Raw genomic sequence first — 19,854 nt, 5'->3', positions numbered from 1 at the left:
CCGCCAGCACATTTTCCGAAACCTTGGATACCCCGAGAATCGTCATTCTGCCTGAGGCGTTGATGACTTCTTTTAGATTGAATTTTTCGTAACTATCCATGTTGCTGATTCACCTCTTCTAAACAATTTAGTCACTTTAGCGTGACTATGAAATTATAGGCGGAACAAAACTAAAAATAGTTTTGTTCCACCCACTACTTATGAATAAATGGTGACCAAAAGTCAGGTTCTTCGGCAATTTCATAAAATCCGCTCAATGTAAAAAGCATACTGGTCGTCTTTTACTCTAATTACTCGAACCTAAACGGCTTTTGGCTCAACCTCATTTTACAATAAGCCTAAAAATGAGCCGATGATACTTACAAGAACAATCGTTCCAATAATGATGCCATAACGAGGTCCTTTTTTAACCATGTAGAAATAAATCAAGAAGACAGCAGCTAATGGTAAAACGCCTTTCATTACTTGATCTAAGATGTCTTGTACAACGATTGTAGCACCGCCGGACACATGGAATTTCATTGGGCTGGAGATATTTACATAGCTTGCAGATAAAGCACCCATCATCATCATACCCAAAACATTGGCACCATAGATGACTTGTTTTATTTTACCATCTTTCAGCAAGGCCATAATAGAGTTACGCCCTAATGTGTAAGATTTATTGATTAAGCCCCAGCTAATATACATTGTTAAAACGGTATAAATCACTAATGGTCCTATACCACCCATAATACTGCCGTTTTTAGCGATCGGAATAAAGATAGAAATAATTAATGGCATAATAGCAGCCCAAACAATTGAGTCACCGATACCAGCTAAAGGACCCATCAGTCCTGTTTTAATGGATGTAATTGCAGAATCGCCAATATCCGCTCCGTTGGCACGTTCTTCTTCCATTGCTAAAGAAATCCCTTGAATTGACGCACCGATCGTTCCTTCTGTATTGAAAAAAGCTAAGTGACGTTTCAACGCTTCTCTTTGTTCTTCTTCGTTATCTGCATATAATTTTTTAATCGCCGGAATCATAGACGCACAGAAAATTAAACTTTGCAGACGTTCATAGGAATTAGATAATTCACAGCCTAATTGATAAATCCAAAAGGTTTTGCTGATTTCTTTTTTCGTTAATTTCTTTTGATTCAACTCTGTTGCTTTTTCCATTATGCATCCCCCTCTTTCAGCGCATTATTTCTCACTAAGAAAGCCACACAGGTTCCGATTACAGCAATAGCCATTACTTCAGCACCAAAATACATGACGGCCACAAAACCGATTAAGAAATAAGGAATCAAGGTCTTTTTACCGATAACCATAATAGTTAACGCAAAACCTAACGCAGGCAATAAGCCGCCCATTACTTCGAAACCATGCATTAATTTTTCCGGAATAACATTCAAGATGTTATTAACAACGGATTGACCGAAAAAGTTACCGGCAAAGACTAGTGGAAAACGTAATAAGAAACCTACTAAAGCCGGGTATAAAAACGCTGCGCGGTAAATCCCTTTATAGTTCAAGTTATCCGCATATTTATCAGCCATGTGAACAAAAGTTGCATTTACAGTTCTTCTGATTTGATCCATGAAAACGCCCAAAACACCAAATGGCACAGCTAAAGCTACAGCAGCTTCTGCATTCATTCCTACCCCTAAAGCAATTGGAATAGCGATAGCTGAAGCCAAGGCTGGATCACTAGGAACATTCCCACCTGGGGTTGAAGTTACTCCTAAATAAACTAACTGAATCCCAGCACCAATTGTCATTGCTTCAGCAATTTTTCCTGTCGCAAGTCCGGCAACCATCGCTGCACATAACGGTTGAGACAGCATACCAGAAAATGTATAGCCAAAACGCAAGCGGGCAAACCAATAATAGATCCCCATTGTAATTGAAACACCTAAAACACCCATTTTCGTCACTTCCTTTGTCTTATTTTATAATGAATGATATTTTTCTATTAATTTTTCAATCGGCATTGGATTGTCTTCTGGAATTGCTTGGAAAAAGACATTTAAGCCTTTGGTTAAAAAGCTGTTTAAGATTTCCACGTCATTTTCAGAAAGGTTGATATTTTTCAAAACGTTTTTCCGTTCAGCTCCGCCGCCAAGACCGCCGATTTGAATATCATTGGTAATAACTTGTGCTTCTACCATTGCAGCTAAGGTTGGTAAATCCGGTACTAAAAAGAGAACCTTCGCATTGCTTGAAGCGGCTTCTTCCTGCCAGTATTTTTTAGCAGATTCAATACCGTAAATTTTCACTTCAACACCTGGAGGGGCTGCCATCACGTAAATGCTTTGTAAAAATTCGTCCTTTTCTAATTCGTCACTTACTACAAAAATTTCATCTGCTCCTGATTGTTGTAGCCATTTCGTTACTACTTGTCCGTGAATTAAACGGCTATCTACTCGTGTTAATACAATATTTGCCATGATTGTTTGCTCCTATCTATTTGTTTGTTGGTAGTTCTAAAATTTGACAATTATCTAGTGAGGCTTGTAGAATTTCTGCTCCGGACTGTTCGGTGTAAGGAGCCGTTTGCTTCATTACCGCATCTAAAAGCATTGCTGTATTTAGGCCTGAAAGTGCCAAAATATCATAATCTCTGGAAAGTCTTAGCGCTACATTACTTGTCGTTCCACCTTTAATATCCGTTAAAACTAATAATTTTCCGCGCCAAGTAATCGCTTTAAGCTGTTCCTCTACACGTGCGATATATTCCTGCAAATTATCTTCTGGTCGTAAAACGACTTCATGGATATTTTCCGTTTCGCCGACGATCATTTTGATGCTTTTCAAAAGACCTGCTCCCCAACCACCATGAGTCAGTATAATGATAGGTTCCTTTTCCATGTATCCATCTCCTTAACTGTTGCTGAATGCTTGTTCAGCTATTTACATTTATCTATATAGCAAAACGCGTGCCAAAAATCTGTCGAAAAATAAAAAAATAACTGCTTGAAAAAAAAAATTCTCAATTTTTTTGCGTATCTTACAGTAAGAGGCTCGAAATTTAGCTATGTTTAAAAAATAAAAAGCCCGTAATCCCGCCGTTCAGCAGGATTACGAACTTTCTTATATAGATTCTTTTTTGTTAGTTTCCATAAAGCAATTCATAGATATATTTTATTTCAAGCGGTGAGAATTGAACATTGTACGACACTTCCAATGGTCGGAAGGCCATTTTTATGACAGATGCCTCTTCCGGAATATCTTTGTACGACACATTATATTCGGCCGTACTGTAATCGTTATTAATAACCAGCCGTTCCACTGTACAACAGGTATGAATCAAAAAGCGCAGCATTGTTTTTTCATCACTGCTGATGTGTAGTTGACGACACAAATCATCATAGACCTGACTGACTTCAATGGACAAGCGCTGTGGATTAAGAACCGTAATATGGTTGATAATCGCTTTTAAGGTTAGCCCATGCACATAGCGTTTAGCGATTTGTTCCTTCAAGGCCCGATTCTTTTCATCTGCCATGTCATAGCCAAATATCAGCAATAAACGTTCGACACCCTTTTCAGAAAACAACTCTTCCAAAGGAATAAAGGGAATATCCGGTACTTCTGTTTGAAAGGTTCCCACGATACCGACTAATTTTTCATCTGCTTGTATATGTTGGTGAATGCGCTCGATATCTTGTATTTCACTGTTGTCCAACGTAAGGATGCGAATATTTTCCAGCACTTCTTCTTGAAAAACATCTATGATCAGTTTCTCAATTTTCAACGCAGTGCCCAATCCAGTCATACAAGAAACGATAAGTACTTTAGAGTCAAAAAAATGACCTTGTTTACAAATAGAGGAAAGATGTCCTTTTTCATTTAACACAGGAAGTAAATAATCGAATTCTGTTGATTCATAGATGACTTCTCTGGAGACTTCCAATAAGGATAAGAGATTAATATTCTTAATTAATAGGACTTCGATTCCGAATTCTTCACTGATCAGATTGCCAAAATAAACCAAAGAACCAATATCCACCAGCAAAATTAATCGTTTGTACTTATTTACACGAATAATACTTTTGACCTTTTCCAAGGTTTCTTCAACGGTTTGGTGAATAGGCATGTTCACTGCCTTTAAAAGATTGCTGGAAAACAAGACATTGGAATATTCAGCCATACTGGTAGCAGTGGTTGATCCATGTGCAACCACGATGACCCCGCATTCATCATTCCGCTGATATTGACTATCCGCCTGCTTGAGCTTTCTTAGCAGCAAGCCAAAATACGTGATTTCCGTTTTAGGCAGCTGAACAGAAAAAAGCTCTGACACTTTTTCAACAATCTGTTTGGATATATCGTAATTTTCAAGACGTCCCAGCATTAATTGACTGGAATACAAATAGAAGTCATCATTGGGAATTTCCATAAACAATAACGTAGAATAGATATGATTAGACAACACCTCTACTAAGTTCTTTTGAATTGAAAATCCAGTTAGTTCAGTGATAAAGGCGGTTAATTCAGCAATCTTTTGCTCAAAGCTTTCATCGAGCATGCGCAAAGGCTGTGTTTTGTGCATAGGTTCAAACAACCGCATATCAAACAATTGATCGATTTTTTTCTGCAAAATAGATGCTACTTCTTTTTGCGGAATATTGCTGTTCTTTAAATTAGAAAACTCTTTTAATAAGAAGTCATAGAATGCATCATTAATTTTATCCCGCGCAGTGAAGTAATGGCTGACCGATGAGCGGTTATCTGCTTTTATTTTTAAGCTTTCACCAGCCAACAGCTCTTTTAAGGCTATTTGATCCTTGGCGTCTTTTTCCAGCGGTTCCTCGTTTAACAGTAAAGATTGATCGATGACTAATTCACTGGCTTGTTTTTCAAGCTGCTTTAAGTAGCCTTGGGCACAAATGAATTGAATTTCTGACTTCATTTCACCAATATTACCCGTGTATTTTTTGAAAACAAGTTGTTCAATCACTTGGTAGTTAATCGTAATATCCTTTTTAATTTTTTGGCTTTCATTTTGAAAGAATTTTACCACTAATTCAATTTTTTCTTGAATGGGCCGTTCTTTTATCGACGGCAGCATTAAGGCCACGGGAATTCGCCGTAAAAAGGTTTTCAAAAAAGTTTGAGAAAAGTCTTCGGTTGTCGCAAAAATAAAGCGGACATTTACTGCTCTTTTCGTATCGGCTTCGCCCATTCTGGAAAAATAGCCTTTATCCAGCAAGGTAAAGAGCTTTTCTTGACCTTCATTGGATAAGCGATGGACTTCATCTAAAAATAGAAAGCCTTGATCTGCATACTCTACCAAACCAGCCTTATCCTCCAAGGCGCCGGTAAAGCTGCCCTTTTGATAGCCGAAGAGATGGGAGGTTAATAATTCCGGATTGTTATAATACTCTGAGCAATTAAAGTAAATAAACGGTGTTTCTTTTCCGGTAAACTGTTCATAATACTTGTGTAAAGATTCAGCCAGTAAGGTTTTCCCTACCCCGGATTCGCCACCAAGTAAGACATTCAGACCATTTGGCGGATACAGCACAGCTGCTTTTAGCTTTTCAATTTGATCCTTCAAGCTACCCTGATAGCCAATGATTTCCGAAAATTCTTCCGGCTTGTCAGATTCATCTATCGTTTGTTCCGTTATAAATTGTTTAAACGCAGCTAAAGACTTAAAGGTTAGCTTTTCATTAAAAAAAACATTATTTTCTTTTTCTACTTCTAGTTTGCTAAAAAACAGAACTGGACGACTTTTAATTCGAATGGCTTTTTGCAAAGTCAACAACTTGTTCAAATCTTCACTTACAGTATTGCGGGCAAGCGTTAACAAATCACTGATATCCTTAGCAGTCACTCCTGTTAATTCTCCTGATTTTAGTTGCTTTTTTGTTTGCTCAGCAAGAATCGCTTCAATTTTATCGACACGTTGCATGCAGATTCACCCCACTCACTTACTAAGGGTATTATACTTGGGAATAGTAGTGTGTCAAGTCGCTTTAAAATCTGTCCTATATCCTAGCATTATTTCAAACATTGCATTATACTATTTAAAACAATATGATAAAAGAAACAATCTTGGCTAAAAAATGATCAGGCTCGTTTCTCAAATTTTTCTCATTATTTTTTTAAAGAACGCTTTGACATATCTTTACTATATGATTAAACTAGTTTAGTGAATAGGAGTGAACAAACATGAGTGTATTTAAATTAAGAAATTATCAACAGAATGATCTAAACGAAATAGTTTCTTTATTCAATGCAACGATTCAGGCAATTAATAAAAAAGATTATACCGCACAGCAAATTGCACAGTGGGTTCAAACAACGCCCGATTATGACAAATGGCATGAAATTCTTGCATCTTCGTATACGATTGTCGCTGAACAAGGCACAAGGATTCTTGGTTTTGGCTCGATTACTGAAAGCGGAGAGCTTAATTACTTGTATGTTGATAAAGCTTGGATTGGCTACGGCATCGGTAAAGCGATCGCAGAGGATTTAATCGATCATGCGACCAAAGCTGGCGCTAAGAAAATTACCGTTTACTCATCAATTACCGCAAAACCATTTTTTGAACAGCTTGGGTTGAACGTGATTGAACAAAAAAGTAACTACCGCAACGGTGTGTTGCTCCTTAATTATTTAATGGAAAAACCGCTTCGAGAAAATTCCGTTACTTATGGCTTTTTTAAATAAAAAATAATGCAGAAGGTTAAACCTGTCGTTTAATCCTCTGCATTTTTCTTATTTTTTGATTTCATTGTAGTTAATATGCTTTTCGATAAAAATTTCTGAGTACAAAATAACTAATAATCCTTGTCTAGGTGATTCTCCTATCATAAATCATTTGAATAGCTAAGCTACTTTTTATTAAGCGACTGTAAATTTTGTTTCAGATAACGCCTTTTGTAATTCTTCGTTGGAAATTTCCCGTTCGCTTATTACGACTGCTGTTTTGTTTGCTAAATCAACTGCAGCTGCTTGAACACCGGCGATTTTTTCAAAATTTTCCTTAACGATTTTTACACAGCCATCACATTTCATTCCGTTGATTGTTACTGTTTTTTCCATTACTGAACACTCCTTAAAATAATTTATTGTTAACGAATTAAATGACATTGACATTGTCCGGGAATACAATTGCAAGGTACCGTTTCAACAGCAGACTGGCGTTTTTCCTTCAGTACGGCTTCCAGCTGGTCAATATCTGTAAAGCTTAGAACACTTTCCTGTATGATGGATTCCAGTACTTTGCCAACTTTTTTGCTGCAGACCTTGGTTAATAATTCCTCTGCTAAAACATCAATACTTTGACGTTCTGCCACTAAAGGAAAATAAGTGAACTTATTTCCGGACTTTTTAGTTCCCAGCATTTCTTTATCCACTAAACGGCTTAATAAGGTTTTAACCGTTGTACTTTTCCATTCAGTTTTTTCATTTAGAATTGCTGTAACTTCCTTACTGGTCGTTTCGCCGGTTGCCCAAGCTACGCGCATGACTTCCCATTCCGCATCCGTAATGTTGCGGGTCTTTTTCTTTTCTGACATAGCAAAGTCTCCTTCGTACTTTTTTAGCCGACAAAAACTACATATGTAGTCAAACTATATTCTTATAGTAGCTCGTTTTCGTTTGTTTGTCAATTGATTGTTTCATACTAAAAAAAACAATGACTCGCAGATTTCACGAATCACTGTTTTTCATAAAAATTAATTCATTAGTTGCTGAACAGTTTTCAATATATGTTCAGCAGTTAACCCATATTCCGCTTTTAAACGTTCCGGATCACCCGATTGGCCAAAACGATCCTGTACGCCGATTTTCACTACTTTTGCAGGATAATTTTCTGCTAAATATTCTGAAACAGCGGAGCCTAATCCGCCAATGATACTATGCTCTTCTGCTGTAATCAGCCACGGCGTTTCTTTGGCCGCACTTAACACAAGCGCTTCATCCAACGGTTTAATCGTGGAGAAATTAAGGACTCTAATCTTTATTCCTTTTTCTTCTAATTGTTGGGCAGCTTGTAGCGCTTCTTGAACCATTAAGCCGGTTGCAATAATCGTTCCGGCAGTTCCCTCTTTCAAGATTTCACCTTTACCGATCGTAAAGATCGGTTTTTCCTCATGTACTCGCTCAACTGCTAACCGTCCCAGTCGTAAATAGACTGGACCTGCATGCTTTAAAGCGGCTTCTACTGCTGCTTCTGTTTCGACATCGTCTGCCGGGTTTAAAATAGTCATGCCGGGAATTACCCGCATTAGGGCAATATCTTCAATCGCCTGATGAGAACCACCGTCTTCGCCCACTGTAACGCCTGCGTGTGTAGCAGCAATCACCACATTCAAATTAGGATAAGCGACGCTGTTGCGAATTTGTTCATACGCCCGACCTGCTGCAAAAATCGCGAAGCTGCTGGCAAAAGGGCGTTTACCGCCTAGGGCTAAACCGGCAGCTGTTCCAATCATGTCAGCCTCTGCTATTCCCATATTAAAAAATTTTTCCGGCGCAGCCTTTTTAAACAGCTCGGTCTTAGTAGCCGCTGATAAATCGGCATCCAGCACGACTAAATCCGGATGATTTTGATAGCTGACTAGCGTTTCTCCATAGGCCTGTCTGGTTGCTTTTTTCATTTGCTGCTCCTTCCTTGAAGTTCAGCCAAAGCCTGACTCGCTTCAACTGCTGACGGGGCTTTCCCATGCCAGGACACTTGGTTTTCCATAAAGCTGATACCTTTGCCTTTCACTGTATTGCAGACAATCACGGTAGGTGCACCTTGATTTTTTTTCGCGGCTTGAATCGCTTGGGTTAGACTAGTAAAATCATGACCATCTGCCTGCAGTACCTGCCAATTAAAACCGGCAAATTTAGCAGCTATATCTTCCACCTTCATAACCTCATCATTCGTTCCATCAATTTGCAGCCCATTGTGATCCACTAATGCAATGACATGATCCAGCTGATAATGCGCCGCACTCATTGCAGCTTCCCAGACCTGTCCTTCCTGCAGCTCGCCATCTCCCAACAAAACATACGTATAGCAGTCACAATGATCTAAGCGTTTCGCTAACGCCAAGCCGTTTGCAATCGACAGCCCTTGTCCCAAGGAACCACTGGAAGCATCCACTCCGTAGGTCTTATTTTTGTCAGGATGGCCCTGTAGCTTACTGCCGAACTTTCGCAGCTGCGGCAAGTCGTCTTTTTTAATAAAACCTTTATCTGCTAGGACTGCGTATAAAGCCGGTGCAGCGTGTCCTTTCGATAAGATAAAATGATCGCGCGCTACAGAATCATAATTACTCGGTTCTATCGTCATTTCTTGATAATAAAGCGTAGTTAAAATATCGATTGCTGATAAAGCCCCCCCCGGATGACCGGAACCGGCCTCTGCCAGAGACTGAATGATCAGCTGACGCAATTCAGCCGCTTTGGTTGCTAATTTTTTCATACGGCAGCTCCTGCCTGCTGCGTTTTTAAAGCTTCATAGAAGACATTCATCAACATCCATGAAGATTCGGAGCCTGGATCTTTCGCGCCAACTGCTCGTTCACCTAAACGCATTGCCCGGCCTTTTTTAGCGATCAGCGGAATGGTACTATCTGCTCCTTCATGCATAAGCGTTATCGTTTGTTCCATTACTGACAGCACATCCGCGTCTTCTTTATGCGTCTGCAGGTATTCGACTCCTGGAAGTAAAGCATCTAGCATGGTTTTATCCTTCAGCTCTGCTTTTCCGCGGACTTGGATGGCCGTCACCCCTGCTTGAATCATGTCCGCAAATTCAGAAAATGTCACTGCTTCTTTACCGGCCACTGGCGTTCCCATTTTCATGAAAAAACTGCCGTATAGAGGACCTGATGCGCCGCCGACTTTGGACAAAAGAATCATACCAGCTTTTTTCAACAAGGTTGGAATATCTGCTGATGAACTGTATAATTCATCCATTTGAGCTGAAATTCCGCGAAAGCCAATACTTAAATTAATCCCGTGATCGCCATCGCCGATTGCAGAATCTAAGGCTGTCCAATAATCTCTTTGCGTTTCTGATAATTCTGCCATTTTAAGCAGTGCTTCTTTAAAAAATTGTTTATCTAACATTGCTTTTTCCGCCATATACTAAGCTCTCCTGTCTGTAAATATAATCGAAACACTACCCTATAATTTCATATAAGGGGTATCACAAGGCATATCAAGTAATTCTTTCAACTCGTCATCTAGCCGGACAACTGTAATAGACATACCTACCATATCCATGGAAGTTGCATAATTTCCAACTAACGGACGATGAATCTGAATCCCTTTTTCTTTTAATACTTCTGCTACTCGGCGATAGCAGACATACAGATCCATCACCGGCAAACCGCCTAAGCCGTTGACCATCACATGATATTCTTCTCCTGCTTGTGCCTGAGCATCTGCTAAAATGTACTGCAGCAATTGATCCACAACTTTATCTGCTGGCTCCAATGACGTCCGCTCAATTCCGGGCTCGCCGTGAATGCCCATTCCAACCTCCATTTCTCCTTCAGCCATTTCAAAAATAGCTTTCCCTGTTACCGGCAAGGTTGAAGAAGATAAAGCGACGCCCATGGAATAGGTATTTTGGTTGGCTTTTTCAGCAATTGCTTTTACTTGATCCAACTCATAGCCTTTTGCTGCTGCCGCTGAAGCAATTTTAAATACGGGAACATCACCGGCTACGCCGCGACGATCAGCAATAGTATCTGATGAATAGACATCGTCTGTAATTAATACAGTTTCCACACGAATGCCGTCTTCTGCAGCCATTTCGGCACCCATATCAAAGTTCATCACATCGCCGGCATAATTACCATACATGAACAAACAACCTTTGCCGCTGTCAACCGCTTTTACTGCATCATAACAAGCATCCGGAGCTGGCGAAGTATTGACATTTCCCACTACAGACGCATCCGCAAAATTTTCTCCAACATAACCGATAAACAAGGGCTCATGACCCGAGCCACCGCCGATAATTACACGAACTTTTGGCTCTTCGCTCATTTTTTTACTCACTAATACACGTTTATTTTCAGCAAATGTTACATAGTCAGCATGCGCTTCACAATAGCCTGCCAGCATTTCTTCTACTACTTCATATCCATCATTGACTAATCTTCTCATTTAGATGTTCCTCCTAGTTTTTTTTGAACAAATTAAGTCCAGTTTGCTTATAGAAATAGTGACAGCATGAAACCACCTAGAACTCCACCGACAACAGCAGCCAACAGGTTCCGGTAAGATTTCTTGACACTTCCACCGGTTAAAGCGGACGCAACCCAAACACCAACACCTGCAGCTAACCCCATATCAACCCAAGCGCTTCCGGATTGAGTAATCATCGGTGTAGAAATACCATGATTGATACACCAAATCGTTCCTACGATGAAAGCCGCAGCCATCCAACCGCCTGCCGCACCCCATTGCTCGACCATTTTCCCCCAACTCATCCGTATGACAAACGGAAACAAGAAGCCACCAAATATAGTTGCAATTGCTAAGCTAATCGTCATTTTTTCTCCTCCTTTAATCCGTTTCTACTAAACGATCTAATTCTTTTCCAGTCATGCCAGGCTCCGGCGCCAGCTCATCCACTTCTGTTTCAGAAGCCATACTTTTTTCAACAGCAGCTGCGACAATTCCACCTAACACTGCACCGACAAAGACTAAGCCGATCGTTGGCAAGGAAGAAACCAGACTATCCGTTCCATTTATAAACGTATCGCGCATAATTCCGCAAATCCCAATCGCAAGTCCCATATCAACAAAAGCTGCATCATCTTCATTTCCCGTCAAATTAACAAAATGATTCATAAACCACATCGGACCAATAATAATCAGCGCTGCTAAATACCCGCCGAATATACCAAAAGCACCTAATTCACCCCAGACTGCCATAACTATCATGCCAGCGATTGTATAACCGATTAATCCACGTAAGAACTTCATCTTTTCGCTCCTTTTCTTTTATAACTGACTTAATTCTGCAACAACCAATTGTTTATCCTGTGAAACAGACGCTTGAACAGCAGCAGCAAAGGCCCCTTCTACCAGAGGACAATCCATAATTTCTATTTTTTCCCGCAGCGTTTCATCCTCAATCAACTCAACAGCCGTTTCCGAACTCAAAATAGCGCTTCCAATATCACAGAAAATTAAAATATGTTCATACGAACGACAAGCCTCAATACTTTCCATGATCATGACCGTATTTGTTCCTAAGCGTCCATCGCCTGTACCGCCTGCTGAAATAACCTTGACTCCATTGAGTTCGCCGGTCATTTCTTCAATCATTTCCTTTGTGCCGTCCGTAATTTTTTGACTATGAGAAACTAAAATGATCCCGAACATCCGCTACACTCCCTTGACTTTTTTAACCGTTGCAACAATATTGCCGTAACGCTTAGGATCATGTCCAAAACGTCCAACAAAAACACCGTCAACATTTTCATCTGCCACAATTAAGCCAACATTTTCCTGTGAAACAGAACCGCCATAAATTATCCGAATTTTTTCGGCTGTTTCCTCTGAATAAAGCTCCTTTAAACACTCTCGAATAAAACCATGAGCGAGATGCACGTGAACTGCACTAGCTGCTAAGGTTTTCCCCACAGCCCAAGCTGGTTCATAAGCTAAAATAACCTTTTCAGCCTGCTCGGGTGCCACTTGATTTAAGCTTAAAAATAACTGCTTCATCAAGATATTCTTCAATTCTGATTCGTTCTCATTGTGCTCCAATTCTCCAATACAAAGAACAGGTGCCACTCCTTTTCCCAAGGCTAAACGCACCTTCTGGTTGATTAAATCATCGCTTTCTCCAAAAATCGTTCGACGCTCTACGTGTCCTAGCTCCACATACGATCCATGCATAGCCAGCAATGAATCAATGGAAAATTCTCCTGTATAAGCACCATATTCAACCGGCGCCATATTTTGTGCGCCTAAACCAATCAAAGAATTTTCTAGAATGATAGAAACAGGATACAAGACACCCATTCCCGGACACATAAATTGTTCGACTTCTTGTTCATCTCCAACAATGTTCACCAGTTCTTCAGCAAAATTCTGTGCTTCTTTGATTTTGTTTTGGTACATTTTCAAGCTGATACCGACGATTGGTTTTCTCTTTGCCATTCATGCTTCCCCTTTCTATTGTTAAAGAAGAATTTGAAACAGGCTTGTGAAAATTGCGCTTTTTTTGATCAATGGTTAGCCGAATGCTTCAAATTCTTCATTTAAACTATCCTTTAAAGCTTTGCCAATCCTGCATGAAGGCTTCAATGCCAGCATCGGTTAAAGGATGTGACCAAAGCTTTGGAAAAATACTTCCCGGAATCGTTGCAATATCTGCTCCAAGTTCAGCCACATCTTCCACATGTTTTAAGTTGCGAATACTGGCTGCAATAATTTCAGCTGAATAACCATATTGATCCAAGACTTGTCTTAAATGCCGGATAAGCGCTAAGCTGTCTGTACCGATATCATCCAAGCGACCTACAAACGGACTAATAAAGGAAGCGCCCGCTTTCGCCGCCATTAATCCTTGGGCCACTGTAAAAATCAACGTCACATTGGTTTTAATTTGCTCTTTGCTTAAAATATGAACCGCTTTCAATCCTGCTTCTGTCATAGGAATTTTCACGACTACATTATCCGCCCACTGCGCAATTTCTCTGGCTTCTTTGACCATACCTTCCGTGTCCAGTGCAATTACCTCTGCGCTAACTGGTCCTGCTACAATGCCGCAGATTTCTGTAATGACTTCTTTAAAATCACGTCCTTCTTTGGAAATAATCGTAGGATTCGTTGTTACGCCGTCCACTAAGCCTAATTCATTGATTCGCTTAATTTCTTCAACATTTGCTGTATCCAAGAAAAATTTCATGTTTGTCCCTTCCTTTTCTAGCCATTTTATTTACTGAATTCTGCTTCCTTTTGCATAATTTGTTCAATTTTCCGAGCAGAATTGCCGCCTTCAAATGTAACTGAAAGATATTCGGCAACTACTTTTTTTGCCGTTTCAATACCGATGACCTTTGATCCCATGGTGATAATTTGAGCATTATTGCTTAGCTGCGCCCGTTCGGCAGAATACGTATCATGGCACTGAGCTGCTCTGACGCCGGGAACTTTATTCGCCGCCATTGCCATACCGATTCCTGTGCCGCAAACCAGGATACCACGTTCAATTTTGGACTCTTTAATACTGTTTGCCACATCAAAGGCAATTGTTGGATAATCAATTTCTTCTGGTGAAAAGCAACCAAAATCGATCACCTCTACCCCCAATGACTCGATGTAATCTTTCAATTGGGATTTCATCTCAAAAGCATTATGATCCGATCCAATTCCAATCTTCAACCTGTCCACCTCTTTCTCTTTGATAGCTTAATAGTAGCTTTCTATTTTCGTTTTGTCAACATTCATTTTCGTTTGTTTTCGTTTTTGGATAAAAAAACGAAAATACGAAAGCTTATTCTTACTGTTATTTTTCATTTAATTGAAATATTCGTTCTTCTTTTACTTTTATATCAAACAAAAAATCAACAACAAACGAAAATAAAAGCCAATAAATTTGTCATACAAACCGCAATACTGTATACTATAGCTAACAAAAGGATATAGGAGGAACCAGCATTGTATACAGACCAACGAAGAGAAAAGATTTTGACCCTACTCCAGGAGCAAGAGTCTGTATCTGTTAACGGCTTGACAGAAATTTTAGGCGTTTCCCGCGCGACGATCCGCTCAGATTTGAACTATTTAAGTAAAAATAATCTGTTAATCCGGACACACGGTGGAGCGATCAGAAGCAAAGAAGACGAAACCCTGAAATTAGATAAAAATTACGATATTCGTAAACAAAAAAATATAGACAAAAAAATGGAAATCGCTAAAAAAGCTTTACCGCTTATTCATTCCGGCGAATGCATCATTTTAGATGCCAGCTCTACCTGTTACGAATTAGCCAAGCTTATTGATAAATCTGATTTGAAATTAACCATTTTAACCAATGGCATCCGCACAGCTTCTTTACTAAAGGAAAATTATAACTTGACGGTGATTCTAATAGGAGGGGTCGTGAAAGGCTCGTCCAACGCAGTAGAAGGCATTTTAGGGATTGAAATTCTAAAAAAATTAAATATTGATACCTTATTTACATCCGCTTATGCGATTTCTGCTTCTGAAGGCTTGTCTGATTTTAACTTATACGAAGTCGAACTGAAAAAACGCATGGTGGAGATTGCTCCTCAAACGGTCGCTTTAATCGACAGCACCAAATTCGAGAAAAAATCGATTGCTACTTTTGCTCAATTAAACCAATTGGAAAGCTTGATTACAGATGATCAGCTCTTGGATGAAATGAAAAAGCATTACAAAAATGACGTAACGATTATTTAAATGAAAAAAAGAGACGCTACTCACTACACAAAGCTAGTGAATAACGTCTCTTTCCCTTCTTTTACTGTAAAATAGCTTGTAAATCTGCTTCCACGCTAGTAATAACATGTAGATCAAACATATCCACCAATACCTCAACAACAGCTTCTGAGAAAAAGGCCGGCACGCTTGGACCAATATAAATATTTTTAATGCCCAATGACAACAACGTCAATAATATGCAAACAGCCTTTTGTTCAAACCAAGACAAAACCAATGTTAAAGGTAGCTCGTTTACGCCGCAATCAAAGGCTTCCGCCAAGGCTAAGGCTACTCGGATAGCACCATAGGCATCGTTGCACTGGCCCATATCAAGTAATCGCGGTAAGCCATTAATTGTTCCTAATTCAAGATCATTAAAGCGGTATTTCCCGCAGGCCAAGGTTAAAATAACCGAATCCTCCGGCGTTTGCTGTACGAATTCTGTATAATAATTCCGGCCGGACTTCGCTCCATCACAGCCGCCGACCAAAAAGAAATGCTTAATTGCACCAGTCTGGACAGCCTCAATAATCGCCGGCGCATTTTCTAAAACAGTTTGCCGACCAAAGCCTGTGGTTGTTTTAGTTCCGTGATTAATTCCCGTCATTTGTTTTGTTTCAGTATAACCGCCTAATTCAATGGCTTGAGCGATAATCGCTGAAAAATCCTTATGACCGTTTTGATCTGCTTCAATATGCTGCAATTCGGGATAAGCCACTATTGAAGTTGTGTACACACGATCCGCGTAGCTCTTTCTCGGCGGCATCAGGCAATTGGTCGTAAATAAAACCGGAGCCGGCAAGTCTTTAAATTCACTTTGCTGATTTTGCCAAGCAGTTCCAAAGTTGCCTTTCAAATTCGGATAAGCCTTCAATTTGGGATAGCCATGCGCCGGCAGCATTTCACTGTGCGTGTACACCGCTACATTGGTACCTTTGACTTGCTCCAGCAGCATACTTAAATCATGTAAATCATGACCGGAAATCACAATAAACGGACCGGGTTCAATGGCAAAGGCAACCTCCACCGGAACTGGATCGCCATAACTAGCGGTATTAGCTTCGTCCAATAAAGCCATACAGGCTAAATTAATTTCGCCAAATTCCATTAAAATAGCCAACCAGTCCGCAACACTATGCGCTTGACCGGCTAACGCCAGCCCTTTAATAAACCAAGCATCCACCTGTTCATCCCGATAGCCTAAAACCCTTGCATGGTGTGCATAAGCCGCCATTCCCCGCAGTCCAAAAAGCAAGGTTGAGCGCAATGATCTACTATCCGCCTCGCCGTGAAACAAATCGGTCGGCAAGACAATATCTTCACCAGAAAGCGCCAAACGCGCAGCTTTGATCTGCTGAGTCAACTGCGCTTCTCGTTGCGCATCAAAGCTGACATTGGTGACCGTTGTAAACAATCCATCCACCAACAAGTCAACCAATTTTTCATCCTGCACATTTTGCCGTTTGGCAGCGGTCGCCAAAGCAATCATCTCACACGTTAAAATATCTTGTTCTAAAGCCACTTCAGGTGTCTTTCCACAAACGCCTGAAACCATACAGGCTTCATTTTTAGCTGTTTGCTCGCATTGAAAACAGAACATCTTTTCCACATCAATCATCCCTTCTTCTCGCTCATTGCATTTCATACAGGAAGTATACTATACTAAAAAAAAGAAAGCGGTTGTTTTTACCACGGAAAAAGAGGATTATTATGGAAAAAATCAGTTCAATGCTTAAAGATGTACCTTTATTTATGCAGATTCCTCAGACAGAACTTGTACACTTATTGGAAAGCCTCACAATAACAACAAAAGCTTATCAAAAAGGCGAGAGTATACTGGTTGAAGGAGCAAGCGTTCATACGTTAAACTTGGTGTTATCAGGAGAAGTGATCATTCAACAGGAGGATATTTTTGGCAATACGACGATTATTTCAAAAGTCGGAGAAAAGGATTTATTTGCAGAGTCCTATGTTTGCGGCAATCCCACACAGCTACCTGTTTCTGTAATCGCTGCTGAAGTGACTCAAATTTTACTAATCGATTATCAGAAAATTCTTTTGGCACACGATACTCGTTCTAACGCCCAGCTTATCAAGAATATCCTGCAAATTATCGCTGAAAAAAATAGTAAGCTGGTTCAACGAATGTCTTTTATCACCAAACGAACGATTCGCGAAAAGGTTTTGGCTTATCTATCAACCATGGCCAAACAAAAAAACAGCGCCAGCTTCGTTATTCCCTATAATCGTCAAGAGCTGGCTGACTTTTTAGCCGTTGACCGCAGCGCACTTTCTAAAGAATTAGGCAAATTACAAAAAGAAGGTTTACTTACCTTCAAAAAAAATCAATTCCAGCTTTTTTATTAAATGACAGAGATTAACAGCTTTGAAACTCAAAAAGCGCTCTTATATCAGCCAAACGATCAGAAGACCGCCACAGACAAATTGACTATCTTGTCTGTGGCGGTCTTCTGATCGAATTAATAGTTTTATAAAACAGCCTTATGCGAGTAATAGTACAGCATAGTTTTTAATAATCACCTGCTTATCACTTTCAAAACTTCAGCTGGCATTTGGTGTGTTCAGGTGCTTCATTTATTAAAAATCGTCCCAATTATCTTTATCCAGCGTTTCAGTTCGTTGAACACCTAGCTTCATTTCTTGTTCCTCTAACTGAATTCTTCTGCGTTCAAGCTTAAGTTGTCTTTCACGTTCAACAAGTTCCGCTTCTTCCTTTTCATGTTGTTTTTGAATTTTTCTTTTTGGTAAATACGTGTAAAGCCATACCCCAATTATGATTACTAATGCAAGTATGATAAAAGGCCAATACGTTATCACCAATCCTATTAACAAAAAAACAAGCAATGTGGCGCCCCAATTACCACCTGACCCTTTTGTATTGTATCCTTTTCTCAAAAGTAACCCTCCTATTTTTTCTTTTTAACTGTCCTAAATAAAAATTATACTTCTGTTGTTTCTAGAATAGAACTCTCCTATAATTATAGCATTTTTTGTTAATTTTCGAAAAAAATTTTTTTAAAAATAATCATTCTGAGCGATGAACCTAGGCATCCTTAGACTTCAGCCAATTCCGCAACTATTTAAGTGATTACTCACAACGGGAATAGGTCGAATAGATCATCCCATTTTTCAACACAACCTGCTCAGCCTTTACTCTTACAGCTCCGTCAAATGTTCTAAACAAAGGAATTCCTTTGCCTAAAATAACAGGAATAGTGGTGATAATATACGTATCAATCAAATTCGCTTCCACTAGTGGTGTAATAATACTACTGCCGCCCACAATCCAAATAGCCTTGCCGTTTTCTGTCCGCAACTGTTCAATCAACGCTGTGGGTGCTTGGTCAGTAAACGTTATTTTGTCATGATTCTTTTCGGGATGACTTGTAATAATATACGAATGTTGTTCTTCATACGGATAATGCTCAGGAGACAATTCATTAACTACTTGATCATAGGTTGTTCGTCCCATAACTACTGTATCGATTTTTTTCATTAGTTCTTGATAGCTGGTTTCTGCTTCAACCACCTCAGCACCGCCGCCCAAGAAATCAATACTGCCGTCCGCTTCAGCAATATAACCGTCCAAGCTAGCTGCAATATATAAAATAACCTCTCTGCTCATAAAAGAAACTCCCCTCATGTACCATTCTCTGAACTCTTTATTCTACCTGTTTTTCTGGTTTCGTCAATCGATTTGATTCCACAAAAAAAGCCTAAAAGCAAAGAGTTATCTTGCTTTTAGAGCCTTTTTATACAGACAGTGTAGCCTGATTCAGCGATTGCATCAGCAGTCGTTTGACCTAGACAATAAAGTTTAGGCATTTGCTTTAAACCGCTGCGATTAAAAACAGTCAAAAATCGCCGCCACAATGACGGACTCGCTACATAAACAGCGGCTAAAGTGGTCGTTTTTAAACAATGTGCAAGCTGCTGTTGGCTTTCTTTTGAAAAAACATTTTCATACAAAATGGGAGCAGCAAGTCGGTAACCGGCTCTTTTCAATGCATTTTCTCCCTTAATATCAGCAAGATTGCTTTTTGGATAAAAAATCGCTGCGGGTGCCGGATAATGTGCAGCCCAAGCATCGAACATGTGCTGCTTAGCAGGAAAGGGTGACTGAAAACTCACTTGGTACCCGCTCTGAAGAAGAACCTCGCCAGTTTTCGTACCGATAACCGCAAACTTTTTTGAATCTAATATTTCTCTAGAAGTTGCCTGCAATAAAAAGTCTGCCGCATGCTGACTTGTTAAAAAGACCCATTCACTCTCTTTCAGCAAAGTTTCCAGCGTAGATGTCCACTCCCGTTTTTCCAAAAAAATCAACGGAATTTCCAAAACCTGATAGCCCTGATTACTAAAATACACTCGCTCCGCCTGATTATCCTCTTCAAGTCTGGTTAGTAAAATAGTTTTCAT

At 39.8% G+C, this 19,854-nt stretch carries 24 protein-coding genes; 3 read left to right on the top strand and 21 right to left on the bottom strand.

Going from position 1 to position 19,854, the window contains the following annotated elements:
* Positions 1 to 327: 327 nt before the first annotated feature.
* The 5 genes from ABH902_RS14050 to ABH902_RS14030 all read right to left on the bottom strand — a co-directional run bounded on the left by ABH902_RS14050 (position 328) and on the right by ABH902_RS14030 (position 5,905).
* Complete coding sequence (locus tag ABH902_RS14050; protein ID WP_404591751.1) at positions 328 to 1,164, bottom strand: PTS system mannose/fructose/sorbose family transporter subunit IID; 837 nt, start codon at positions 1,162 to 1,164, stop codon at positions 328 to 330.
* Entirely contained in the window at positions 1,164 to 1,913 is a 750-nt protein-coding gene (locus tag ABH902_RS14045) for a PTS mannose/fructose/sorbose/N-acetylgalactosamine transporter subunit IIC (protein WP_404591749.1), read from the bottom strand. The genes ABH902_RS14050 and ABH902_RS14045 overlap by 1 nt, the downstream gene beginning before the upstream one ends.
* Positions 1,914 to 1,937: 24 nt before the next feature.
* A complete protein-coding gene (locus ABH902_RS14040; RefSeq protein WP_404591747.1) occupies positions 1,938 to 2,435 on the bottom strand; it encodes a PTS system mannose/fructose/N-acetylgalactosamine-transporter subunit IIB in 498 nt (165 codons plus the stop codon).
* Positions 2,436 to 2,451: 16 nt separating this feature from the next.
* Positions 2,452 to 2,856: a PTS sugar transporter subunit IIA gene (locus ABH902_RS14035; protein WP_404591745.1), complete on the bottom strand. Its 405-nt coding sequence runs from the start codon at positions 2,854 to 2,856 to the stop codon at positions 2,452 to 2,454.
* A gap of 241 nt (positions 2,857 to 3,097) precedes the next feature.
* Complete coding sequence (locus ABH902_RS14030; RefSeq protein ID WP_404591743.1) at positions 3,098 to 5,905, bottom strand: sigma 54-interacting transcriptional regulator; 2,808 nt, start codon at positions 5,903 to 5,905, stop codon at positions 3,098 to 3,100.
* Between the two features lie 260 nt (positions 5,906 to 6,165).
* Here ABH902_RS14030 and ABH902_RS14025 point away from each other — a divergent pair, with 260 nt between their 5' ends.
* Complete coding sequence (locus tag ABH902_RS14025) at positions 6,166 to 6,669, top strand: GNAT family N-acetyltransferase (RefSeq protein WP_404591741.1); 504 nt, start codon at positions 6,166 to 6,168, stop codon at positions 6,667 to 6,669.
* Positions 6,670 to 6,843: 174 nt separating this feature from the next.
* Here ABH902_RS14025 and ABH902_RS14020 read toward each other — a convergent pair whose 3' ends face one another.
* The 12 genes from ABH902_RS14020 to rpiB form a co-directional block, all read right to left on the bottom strand.
* The gene (locus ABH902_RS14020; RefSeq protein ID WP_404591739.1) at positions 6,844 to 7,044 is read right to left on the bottom strand and encodes a heavy-metal-associated domain-containing protein; all 201 of its coding nucleotides are present in this window, start codon (positions 7,042 to 7,044) and stop codon (positions 6,844 to 6,846) included.
* A gap of 29 nt (positions 7,045 to 7,073) precedes the next feature.
* A complete protein-coding gene (locus ABH902_RS14015; RefSeq protein WP_404591737.1) occupies positions 7,074 to 7,520 on the bottom strand; it encodes a CopY/TcrY family copper transport repressor in 447 nt (148 codons plus the stop codon).
* A gap of 159 nt (positions 7,521 to 7,679) precedes the next feature.
* Positions 7,680 to 8,603, bottom strand: coding sequence for a transketolase family protein (locus ABH902_RS14010; protein WP_404591735.1), 924 nt, complete (start codon positions 8,601 to 8,603; stop codon positions 7,680 to 7,682).
* Positions 8,600 to 9,418 (bottom strand): transketolase, encoded by an 819-nt coding sequence (locus ABH902_RS14005; protein ID WP_404591733.1) that lies wholly within the window; start codon positions 9,416 to 9,418, stop codon positions 8,600 to 8,602. The genes ABH902_RS14010 and ABH902_RS14005 overlap by 4 nt, the downstream gene beginning before the upstream one ends.
* Positions 9,415 to 10,083 (bottom strand): dihydroxyacetone kinase subunit DhaL, encoded by a 669-nt coding sequence (gene dhaL, locus ABH902_RS14000; RefSeq protein WP_404591731.1) that lies wholly within the window; start codon positions 10,081 to 10,083, stop codon positions 9,415 to 9,417. Before dhaL ends, ABH902_RS14005 begins: the two co-directional genes overlap by 4 nt.
* Before the next feature lie 42 nt (positions 10,084 to 10,125).
* Complete coding sequence (locus ABH902_RS13995; RefSeq protein WP_404591729.1) at positions 10,126 to 11,115, bottom strand: dihydroxyacetone kinase subunit DhaK; 990 nt, start codon at positions 11,113 to 11,115, stop codon at positions 10,126 to 10,128.
* Between the two features lie 47 nt (positions 11,116 to 11,162).
* Positions 11,163 to 11,504: a Lin0368 family putative glycerol transporter subunit gene (locus ABH902_RS13990; RefSeq protein WP_404591727.1), complete on the bottom strand. Its 342-nt coding sequence runs from the start codon at positions 11,502 to 11,504 to the stop codon at positions 11,163 to 11,165.
* Positions 11,505 to 11,517: 13 nt separating this feature from the next.
* Positions 11,518 to 11,940: a Lin0368 family putative glycerol transporter subunit gene (locus ABH902_RS13985; RefSeq protein WP_404591725.1), complete on the bottom strand. Its 423-nt coding sequence runs from the start codon at positions 11,938 to 11,940 to the stop codon at positions 11,518 to 11,520.
* An 18-nt stretch (positions 11,941 to 11,958) separates the two neighbouring features.
* Positions 11,959 to 12,342 carry a dihydroxyacetone kinase phosphoryl donor subunit DhaM gene (gene dhaM, locus ABH902_RS13980; RefSeq protein WP_404591723.1) on the bottom strand — a complete coding sequence of 128 codons (384 nt, stop codon included), beginning with the start codon at positions 12,340 to 12,342 and terminating at the stop codon, positions 11,959 to 11,961.
* Between the two features lie 3 nt (positions 12,343 to 12,345).
* Positions 12,346 to 13,125 carry a triose-phosphate isomerase family protein gene (locus ABH902_RS13975; RefSeq protein ID WP_404591721.1) on the bottom strand — a complete coding sequence of 260 codons (780 nt, stop codon included), beginning with the start codon at positions 13,123 to 13,125 and terminating at the stop codon, positions 12,346 to 12,348.
* Positions 13,126 to 13,231: 106 nt separating this feature from the next.
* Positions 13,232 to 13,876: a fructose-6-phosphate aldolase gene (fsa, locus tag ABH902_RS13970; RefSeq protein ID WP_404591719.1), complete on the bottom strand. Its 645-nt coding sequence runs from the start codon at positions 13,874 to 13,876 to the stop codon at positions 13,232 to 13,234.
* Between the two features lie 26 nt (positions 13,877 to 13,902).
* A complete protein-coding gene (rpiB, locus tag ABH902_RS13965) occupies positions 13,903 to 14,361 on the bottom strand; it encodes a ribose 5-phosphate isomerase B (RefSeq protein WP_404591717.1) in 459 nt (152 codons plus the stop codon).
* 267 nt (positions 14,362 to 14,628) lie between these two features.
* Between rpiB and ABH902_RS13960 the strand changes: the two genes are divergently transcribed.
* Positions 14,629 to 15,393, top strand: coding sequence for a DeoR/GlpR family DNA-binding transcription regulator (locus ABH902_RS13960; RefSeq protein WP_404591715.1), 765 nt, complete (start codon positions 14,629 to 14,631; stop codon positions 15,391 to 15,393).
* Positions 15,394 to 15,454: 61 nt separating this feature from the next.
* Here ABH902_RS13960 and hcp read toward each other — a convergent pair whose 3' ends face one another.
* Complete coding sequence (hcp, locus tag ABH902_RS13955; protein WP_404591713.1) at positions 15,455 to 17,032, bottom strand: hydroxylamine reductase; 1,578 nt, start codon at positions 17,030 to 17,032, stop codon at positions 15,455 to 15,457.
* Positions 17,033 to 17,124: 92 nt separating this feature from the next.
* On the opposite strand from hcp, the gene ABH902_RS13950 reads away from it, so the two are divergent.
* Entirely contained in the window at positions 17,125 to 17,781 is a 657-nt protein-coding gene (locus ABH902_RS13950; protein WP_404591711.1) for a Crp/Fnr family transcriptional regulator, read from the top strand.
* A 231-nt stretch (positions 17,782 to 18,012) separates the two neighbouring features.
* Here the strand turns inward: ABH902_RS13950 and ABH902_RS13945 are convergent, their stop codons facing one another.
* The 3 genes from ABH902_RS13945 to ABH902_RS13935 all read right to left on the bottom strand — a co-directional run bounded on the left by ABH902_RS13945 (position 18,013) and on the right by ABH902_RS13935 (position 19,854).
* On the bottom strand, positions 18,013 to 18,330 hold the full coding sequence (locus tag ABH902_RS13945) for a hypothetical protein (protein WP_404591709.1): 318 nt from the start codon (positions 18,328 to 18,330) through the stop codon (positions 18,013 to 18,015).
* A gap of 193 nt (positions 18,331 to 18,523) precedes the next feature.
* Complete coding sequence (locus ABH902_RS13940; RefSeq protein ID WP_404591707.1) at positions 18,524 to 19,060, bottom strand: dihydrofolate reductase family protein; 537 nt, start codon at positions 19,058 to 19,060, stop codon at positions 18,524 to 18,526.
* A gap of 116 nt (positions 19,061 to 19,176) precedes the next feature.
* Positions 19,177 to 19,854, bottom strand: a complete 678-nt coding sequence (locus tag ABH902_RS13935) for a uroporphyrinogen-III synthase (protein WP_404591705.1) — start codon at positions 19,852 to 19,854, stop codon at positions 19,177 to 19,179.

The organism is Enterococcus sp. UD-01 (assembly GCF_044909655.1).
Taxonomy (GTDB): Bacteria; Bacillota; Bacilli; order Lactobacillales; family Enterococcaceae; genus Enterococcus_L.
The sequence above is the reverse complement of the archived record's forward strand: the minus strand, read 5'-3'. Positions and strand labels throughout refer to the sequence as shown.